Consider the following 8,906-nt stretch of genomic DNA (forward strand, 5'->3'; position numbering starts at 1 on the left):
GCCCTAAATATATCTCTCTATTAAATTTTAAAAACTTCTTTGAAGATATTTTTCTTCTATTTTCAATATTATAATCTGTAAAATCTGCCATCACTAAACCCATTACTGCAATATAAGTGGCTATGATTACATAACCTGTAAAGTTGAAATAAAATCTAAACCATTCATTAGCACTATGATTTTTTACTTTATCACCATCTTTGACTAATTTTACCTTGATTTTTTCACTTAACGCTGTATTTATACCATCTAAGTCAAACTTACCATCCTTATAAGTCGCATTAACAAAGACAAAGAATTTATTAAGTTGAGTTTCAATTTGTATGGATTCAACCTTCCTATCATCTCTATAAACTTCTACAGACTTCTCTTTATTTATTACCTTTTCATCAAAATCCTTAGGTATTACTATTATAGCATCTGCTGCTTCCAAGAAGATTTGTTCTTTTATAGATTCTTCATCTTGAGCAACATCTACTATATGGTTTCTCTCTTTTAAATAATCCTTTAAACCATTAGATAATTGGCTATTGCTATTATCAATTATTCCAATCCTCAATCTGGTCTCCATAAAAGTTGTTTCCCTTCCAGTAGTATTAGAACTATTTATAATTGATAAAATGAAGAATACTATAGTATAAGATAAGATTGCCCATTTGTTTCTCAAAGCTATTTTAATAAAATACTTATATACTGTCATAGTTTCGCCTCCTTAAAAACATATAGGATGAGAAAATTAATAGTATGGAATATAAGGATAAAATTAAAATTCCTTCCTTAACACTTTTGGTACTTTCCAATAAATTTATCCTATATAGATTATTACTAATAATGGAAATTGGATTTATCCTACCTAAAATAGGAATATTTTTATCCAACATTACCTTGATATGAGGACCCATCATTCCTGATAAAAATGATAAAATTAAGGTAGTTGCTACGGCCATTAAAGTTTTTACATTATGGCTTCTTTTATTGGAAGCACCAATGAATATTCCAAGAGCAGTTCCAAACACATTACCTAATATTACAAAAATACTACTATACTTAATCTCATTAAACAATTGTATCTTTAAAGCATATTTAATAAAGATAAACAACACCCCATTGGCAAATAAATTTAGTGTTAATGCCACTATGAATCCTGCTATTAAAAAGTTATATTTTTTTAATGGAGTAATACTAAGCCTAGCCCCAATATCAGTTAAATTTGCCTGAATTAGTATCACAGTTACAATTCCGGCAAAGACCCCATAGGTAGAAACCATAGCAATTAATGAATAAAAAGTCACAATTATTGGATTTGCATTCTGATTCCTATCCAATATATAATCCACTTCAAAATCATAGTTTTCTATAGGCCTATTTAATCTTTCCATCTGCTTTATTTGCTCAATTATTTCTTTTATTATGGTTTGATTTATGCCAGATTTTTTTACCATTAAATTTAAGTCCTCATCTATAAAACCATGAATTTCATCATTGTTCAACTTTTCTATAGCCTGGTCTTGAGAAAAATTATGAATATTTAATATTTCAATTTCCTCTAATATATATCCGATTCTGTTTCCTTTTTCTATCCCTAAATTTATATTCTCTAACTCTATATTCATCATGCCACTAAAAGAGAGATAGAAAAAAACTGATAAAATCAATGGATATGCTAAGCTCCAAAATGAAAATCCAAAATCTCTAAATAAATTTTTACCTTGATATAAACAATTTCTAAATAGATCTCTCATATTAGTCCCTAAGCTCCTTTCCTGTTAACTCTAAAAATACATCATTCAATGTAGGTAATTGGCTATGAAGTTTAGTATAAGTTAGTTGGTTTCCCTTTATAAAATCTAAAAGATTGGTTAAATTATTGAGACCATTTTCAAATTTTATAATATAGTCCTCTCCATCATTTTCTATATCGATTACATGGGGCAAATTTTTCATCTTTAAAATTATTTCATCTTGGATTGTAGGGAATCCAACTACTATCTTTTCTGATGTAGTTATCATGGCTTTTAATTCTTCTTTTGTCCCTGAAACCAAATCCTTCCCATTATCCATGATAATAATCCTTTTACATAGCATTTCTACTTCTTCTAAATAATGGGTTGTATATATAATAGTACTACCTTCCTTATTTAATTTCTTTATTCCATTTAGAATAAAATTTCTACTTTGAGCATCTACTGCAACAGTAGGCTCATCTAAAAAGATTAGCTTTGGCTTATGAGCAATTCCACAGGCGATATTCAATCTTCTCTTTAAACCACCACTTAATTTTTTAGGATAAAATTTAATAAAGTCCTTTAGCCCCACAAATTCTATGGCTTCATCTACATATTGTTTTTTTAAATTATTATTATCTACATATAATCCACAAAAATAATCTATGTTTTCTCTTACCGTTAAATTGTCAAAAACAGAAACTTCTTGAGGCACTAATCCTATTTGTTGCTTTATATCATAGGAGTTAGGTGTCATCTTTTTACCAAAAACCTCTATCTCCCCTTTATCAAAACTTAGTAAGGACAATATGCAATTTATAGCTGTGGTCTTCCCACAACCATTAGGTCCTAAAAGCCCTATAATTTCTCCTTCTTCTACTTCCATATTGAAATGGTCAAGGGCAATTAATTCCTTATATCTCTTTACTAAATTATTCACCTTTACTATCATCTATATCACTCCCATATATCATTGTAAGACCATTATATAATTTAGAAACCTCCTATTGTAGTGTATAAAGTTATGATTTCATATGACATTTGTCATAACTGAAATTGTATTTGTTAGCAAATATTAGTATAATTAAAATATAAATATATCTATAGATATCTAATTCCTACACTTAACAAATTATAGATTGAAGTCATCCTGAACGAAGTGAAGGATCTCGTTTTAGACCCTTCGATAGTAGAGCTTATACTGCAAGTCTCAGGGTGACATAGCAATTGTCATTAGATATCAAATTTATCTTAAGTGTTTTTATTAAGTTTTAAAATTGTATTACTATAGTAGTCTTTCAATTTTTTAGGGGGAACTAAAATGAGAAAACTTTGGGAAAAGTCTATAGTCCTATTATTCTGTTTATATAATATGTACAATATCAGTCCTAATGAAAATTTAGCTTTTTATTTTCTTATAAGTATTATCTTTTCTCTAGCTTTAGATTTATTCCATAAAAAAAGAGTAAAGATAATTGTCTACATTTCATTTTTAATACTATGTTTTCCCAATACTTTATTTGTATTTTATTTACCTCTAATTTTATATAATATGTATATTGATTTTGGCTTATATACCTTATTTACTTTGCCTTTAATGCTAATGGATTTTTCCCCAATGAACTTTTTTGTCTCAATTGTCTCAGTTCATATTGCAGCTATGACAAAAAAATATAATATTCTTTTAGATGATAACAAGATAGTACGAGATGAATTAAAAGAAGACACTCTTTACTTGGAAAAATATAATGAACAACTGAAAATAGATAAGGAAAAGAATATTCAAATTGCCATACTTACAGAAAGAAATAGGATTGCAAGAGAGCTTCATGATTCAATAGGTCATGGAATAAGTAGTAGTATATTGCAAGTAGAAGCTTTAAAAATTATATCTACTGAAGACAAGATATTAAAAAGATTAGACATTCTTCAAGACACTTTAAAAAACGGAATGGAAGATATTAGAAAGAGTATCCATAATCTATATAATGAATCCTTGGATTTGGAAAATCAGATTGAAAAATTATCTAGTCAAACCCCTGCTATTGATGTAGAACTCATATATAGAGTAGAAGATGATTTAAGCTATGATTTAAAATTCGATATTCTATCAGTTATAAGAGAAGGCATTACCAATTGTGTTAAACATTCTAATGCTACAAAATTAAAAATAACTTTACTAGACCAACCAAAATTTTATACAATAATAATAAAAGATAATGGAAGTAACTTTAATAAAGAGGCTCTACTTTCTAATAAAGGCATTGGACTTATTTCTATTAAAGAAATAGCCTATAAATACAATGGCCTTGTAAATTATAAATTTGATGAAGGCTTCAAAATTCATCTAACTTTAATGAAAGGATAATATATATGAATATTATAATTATAGACGATGACCCTCTAGTGGTAGAATCCTTAAAGACCATTATAGATGCCAACGAAATAGAAATATTAGCTGTAGGTTATGATGGCCACCAAGCTGTAGAGCTTTATGATAAACATCGTCCTGATTTAATTCTTATGGATATAAGAATGGAAAAATCAAATGGCATAGATGCAACTGAAAAAATATTAAAAATAGATCCAAAGGCTAAAATACTATTGATTACCACCTTCCAGGATGATGAATATATTGGAGCAGCCCTTTCCTTAGGTTGTAAAGGTTATATATTAAAACAAAATATCAAGGGAATTATTCCTGCTATTAATGCAATCTACTCTGGTAATTTGGTCTTTGATTCAAAGATCGTATCTAATATAAAAAAATATTCTAAGAAAGATAATATAGATGTAGAACTGACCGATAGAGAATTTGATATTTTACTTTTGGTAGCAGAAGGGTTAAACAACAGAGAAATTGCAGAAAAACTATTTTTAAGTGAAGGTACCATTAGAAACTATATTTCCAATATGCTAGACAAGCTATCCTTAAGAGATAGGACTCAACTGGCTATCTACTATTATAAGATGAAGTATGGGGTAGATGAATAATGGGACAACAGGGACAGTTCTCACTGTCCCACTCTACATTTCAAAGGGCTTCCCATCATTTTTCTTTTACCACACCACCTCAATCTACTTTCTAATCCAACTGATAAATATCATTTTCTCCACAATATCCACAAACACCCATTCTCGGTGAATTCGTGATAGGATGTATATAAAAATCTTCATCATCCTCATAGTCCTTTATACATTTATCGCAAAAAAGGCTATAACTACCATACCCATAATCCAAAACCATATAGGTAGCCTTTTCCCCACAATCTTCACATTTATACTGTGTCATATTATTTCTTGCAAGTAAAGTTATATTGTTATCTGTATGTAAGCTTTTATATTTTTCTACTACAGTAAGTTTTAGCCTAGTCGTACTTCCAAAATCGTATTCATGTTTAAAAACCAATCCAACATTTAATATGTCCTTTAACTTAGTTGCCTCCATAACCTCTGTATCTCTTCTAAACAAATCAAAGCTGTCATCAACTCTATCCTCATAATATTGATTATTTATTTCAAAAGCACTCAAGTGATAGCAACACTCTAACCAAATATCCCTTAAAAACGAATCTAAATCCTTTAAAGTAGCAGTTTCTTTTATTTGTACATATATCCAGTAATCTTTATTGTAATATCCATCTATTTTTAACATAAAATAATTTGTACTGCCCTCACCCAAATTATTACATTTCATCAAATGCCTTTTTATTGCCGTTTTCCCAAATTCTTTTTTACAATTATAGCATCTACCTCTTGTAGTCGTCCTTCTAGCCATTTACATATACCTCCCTCAATAATTTAAATTTCTCTTTAAAACAATTTCTCTTTCAACCACGATTATGTTGACCTATCCTTGATAACTATACCCTATTGCATAGGAACCAAAAATATAGGCAAAGTTTATATTACATATTTCTTCTGCCTGTTCTAAAAAACATTAATATTTCTCCTTAATAAATTATCCATAATCTCACCCACTATTTAAAATATTATGTAATATAAATTATATCATATATCTATATTTATTTTACTTATATATCATGATAACGTATATACAAGTGGAGAGTGTTTTTGCTTCTCAAAATAGTTTTAAAGGGGAGATTAGAACGGAACAAGGTAAAAAGGTAGTAACTTTAGAATATAGGCAATACATTTTTCTCTTTATATATAACAAAGAATCTCGAATTGAGATTCTTTGTTTTTTAAACATCACATTTTATGCAATTTGAAATCCTTAATATTTTACCAAATCTTTTACTTAATAGATTCAGCTATCTTTATTAGTTCATCTTTGGTAATTTCTCCTCTGCCTGATAAAGCATAAATAACACCATTAGCTTCCCAGTCAATATTCCTATCATCATAAAAAACAGCATCTACACCATTAATTTTTATTTCTTCAACCTTTTTTGCTCCTCCTGCATATGCAGTTTCTTCATCAGCAAACCTCTGTTGCATATAAATATATTTTCCTGTTTTTTCATTGGTAAAGTATAGTCCAATATATTTAGTATTTTCTACAACACCATTTTCATCCTCATAGAATTCTGCTCTATCAAATTCAAATCCTTCTGGCAAATAGCTAGGTAGAACAACATTAAAACAGGTATAATTGTTAAATTCATTAGGGTCTTTGACTACTAAAATTCCTTCTTTTCTCATTTTTTCTGCTTCTTTTGTCTCTGTATTGACCATCCATAAATGGTTGTATGATATTATCATCTTCAGTACTTTTCCTCATTTATCTAACTATAGATATAAACTTTCTTTTAGTAAACACATAAAATATTCCATATACTAGTACAAATATAAGGATACTTATAATTGTAGGAAAAATTAAATTAAATTTCATCATATCACCTAATACAGATATGGCAATTATACTGTGAATTGCTCCTACAATCAATGGTAATATAAAGAAAATCCCTACCTGTTTTGAAACTGATTTAGATATTTCTAAGTCAGTCATTCCTAATTTCTTTAATATTTCATATTTCTTTTTATCCCTAAAAGACTCACTCAATGTTTTAAAATAGATTATACTTCCAGTACCAAAGACAAATACTAAAAATAAAAAAGCACCTAGAAAATAAACAATTCCCGTAAAATCATAAAAACTTATATCAGATATATAGGAAGTATATAGTCTAGTTTCTTTTGGTGGTAATATTTCTGCCAACTGTAAAGTTAACTCTAAATCTGTAACTTTCTCATTACCTAAGATAATACCATTAAATTGTTCTTCTATAAAATCAGCTTTCAATGTCTCATATGCATTATCATTAACGACTATACATGGATAATTAAGTCCTGCTCCAAAGACTGGAGCTTTAGTGCTAATTTTTATATCATATTTTTTATCTTGTATAATAATATGCTGTTTTTGTTGAATACTCATCATTGTTTGAGGTCTTTCTATGTACCCTACTTCATCTTCAGTTAAATTAAATTCAGAAATTATATCCTCTCTATTCTTTACTTCTAAGCTTGATAATATATCCTTAAAATCAGATAATTTAATTACTACAATTTCATTTTCAGGCACATGAAAAAAATTTACCTTTTCTTTGACCTTTATTCTATAATTGGATTTTTTTATAATTTCATCTACCTTATCTATTTGTTCTTTATTGTCTGAAACATAGGTAATATTATAAGGAACCTCTATTTTATGATTTTTATCTACATAATATTTAAGAGAACTTACTGTACCAAAAGAAGTTATACATGTAGTTATTAATATTGCTATTGCTGTGAGAGTCTTATAATTATTCTTGATTCTAAAAGCTATATTAGAAAAACTAACAATGTTTACGCCTCTATATAAAAAACTTTTTTTATTTATATAATGTCTTATTACCATAGCAAAAAAAGAGCCAAATAACCAATAAGTCCCTAATATAATAAGAAGTATTGTAGATAAAAGGCTTGTTCTAAAACCTATTTTCCCATAATTTATTGCAATATAATATGCAATACCAATTATTATTATGGATACTATCCCTTTAAAATAATTAACCTTAGGAAGTTCTTCTTCTTGTTTTAAAGAGTTTATTAAATCAATCAAATTAGATCTAATGATGCTTATATATCCTTTTAAAAAAGCAAGGAATAAAATAATAGAATAAGCAATTATGGTGTAAATAATAGCTTTTTTGGATATAAAAAAATCGATTTTTATATCTAAAAGAGCTACTTTAGCAAGTATCATTAAAAATAATTTGCTAAACAAAATGCCCACTGCTAACCCTATGATTAATGATAGTAAGCCTAACAATAATCCTTCCGAAGCAAATATAAAGGCTATTTTATTATTATCAATTCCCATAAAAGCATATGTTCCAATTTCTTTTTTCCTTTGATTTAAGAAAAAGTTAGTAGAATATGCTATAAAAAACATTAGAAAAATTATCATAAAAATTGAAGCACTCATAGCTGTAGATTCTATATAACCTGAAGCCTCTTTATGTTCTAAAAATTGAGGATTATATCGCATTGATATAAAATTATAATAGGTAGCTACAGAAAAAACCATTGCCATAAGATATAAGCCATAGATTTCTATATTTCTTTTAAAATTAACAATTGCTATCTTAAAAGAGTTCATCTACTCCACCTCCCATAGAACCAAGGAAATCAATAATTCTCTTAAAAAACTCTTTTCTAGATGAATCCTTATCTATCCTAGCATGAATTTTACCATCTTTTAAAAATAAGATTCTTTTACAATAACTAGCTGCAAAAGCATCATGAGTTACCATTATGATGGTTGTATCGAACTCTTTATTCATCTTAACTAAAGACTGTAGTAACTCTTGTGAAGATTTAGAATCCAACGCTCCAGTAGGCTCATCTGCAAAGACTATGGAAGGTGAAGTAATAAGGGCTCTTGCTGCTGCCACCCTTTGTTTTTGTCCTCCTGATAATTGATAAGGATACTTTTTTATTTGGTCCTCTATTCCAAAAAAATGACTCAATTTTTTTACCTTATTTCTTATTTCTCTAGCATTAACTTTGGATAAAGCCAGGGGCAATGCTATATTATCTTCAACAGACATACTGTCTAATAAATTAAAATCTTGAAATATAAAGCCTATATTATTTCGTCTAAATAGGGAAAGCTCTTTATTTTTCATATTCCCAATATCTTTACATTCATAGTATATTTTACCAGAGGTA

General features: G+C 28.0%; 9 protein-coding genes. 2 read left to right on the forward strand and 7 right to left on the reverse strand.

The window, feature by feature from the left end:
* The 3 genes from VK998_RS07985 to VK998_RS07995 all read right to left on the reverse strand — a co-directional run.
* Nucleotides 1-700, reverse strand: a 700-nt coding sequence (locus VK998_RS07985) for an ABC transporter permease (protein WP_325227435.1), incomplete at its 3' end; no start/stop codon positions are given.
* Nucleotides 687-1,742, reverse strand: a complete 1,056-nt coding sequence (locus VK998_RS07990; protein ID WP_325227437.1) for an ABC transporter permease — start codon at nt 1,740-1,742, stop codon at nt 687-689. The genes VK998_RS07990 and VK998_RS07985, both read right to left, overlap by 14 nt.
* Before the next feature lies 1 nt (nt 1,743).
* Nucleotides 1,744-2,676: an ABC transporter ATP-binding protein gene (locus VK998_RS07995; protein WP_325227439.1), complete on the reverse strand. Its 933-nt coding sequence runs from the start codon at nt 2,674-2,676 to the stop codon at nt 1,744-1,746.
* 369 nt (nt 2,677-3,045) lie between these two features.
* Between VK998_RS07995 and VK998_RS08000 the strand changes: the two genes are divergently transcribed.
* Both VK998_RS08000 and VK998_RS08005 read left to right on the forward strand, forming a co-directional pair.
* On the forward strand, nt 3,046-4,092 hold the full coding sequence (locus tag VK998_RS08000) for a sensor histidine kinase (protein WP_325227441.1): 1,047 nt from the start codon (nt 3,046-3,048) through the stop codon (nt 4,090-4,092).
* 5 nt (nt 4,093-4,097) lie between these two features.
* A complete protein-coding gene (locus VK998_RS08005) occupies nt 4,098-4,718 on the forward strand; it encodes a response regulator transcription factor (RefSeq protein WP_325227443.1) in 621 nt (206 codons plus the stop codon).
* 91 nt (nt 4,719-4,809) lie between these two features.
* On the opposite strand, the gene VK998_RS08010 is transcribed toward VK998_RS08005, so the two are convergent.
* From VK998_RS08010 to VK998_RS08025, 4 genes are all read right to left on the reverse strand, one after another.
* Nucleotides 4,810-5,502, reverse strand: coding sequence for an IS1096 element passenger TnpR family protein (locus VK998_RS08010; protein ID WP_325227445.1), 693 nt, complete (start codon nt 5,500-5,502; stop codon nt 4,810-4,812).
* Nucleotides 5,503-5,981: 479 nt separating this feature from the next.
* Nucleotides 5,982-6,449, reverse strand: coding sequence for a DUF4367 domain-containing protein (locus VK998_RS08015; protein WP_325227447.1), 468 nt, complete (start codon nt 6,447-6,449; stop codon nt 5,982-5,984).
* Between the two features lie 19 nt (nt 6,450-6,468).
* Nucleotides 6,469-8,334: an FtsX-like permease family protein gene (locus VK998_RS08020; protein ID WP_325227449.1), complete on the reverse strand. Its 1,866-nt coding sequence runs from the start codon at nt 8,332-8,334 to the stop codon at nt 6,469-6,471.
* The coding region (locus VK998_RS08025) for an ABC transporter ATP-binding protein (protein ID WP_325227450.1) at nt 8,321-8,906 on the reverse strand (586 nt) is incomplete at its 5' end. The genes VK998_RS08025 and VK998_RS08020, both read right to left, overlap by 14 nt.

It is taken from the genome of Schnuerera sp. (assembly GCF_035459645.1).
Taxonomy (GTDB): Bacteria; Bacillota; Clostridia; order Tissierellales; family Tepidimicrobiaceae; genus Schnuerera.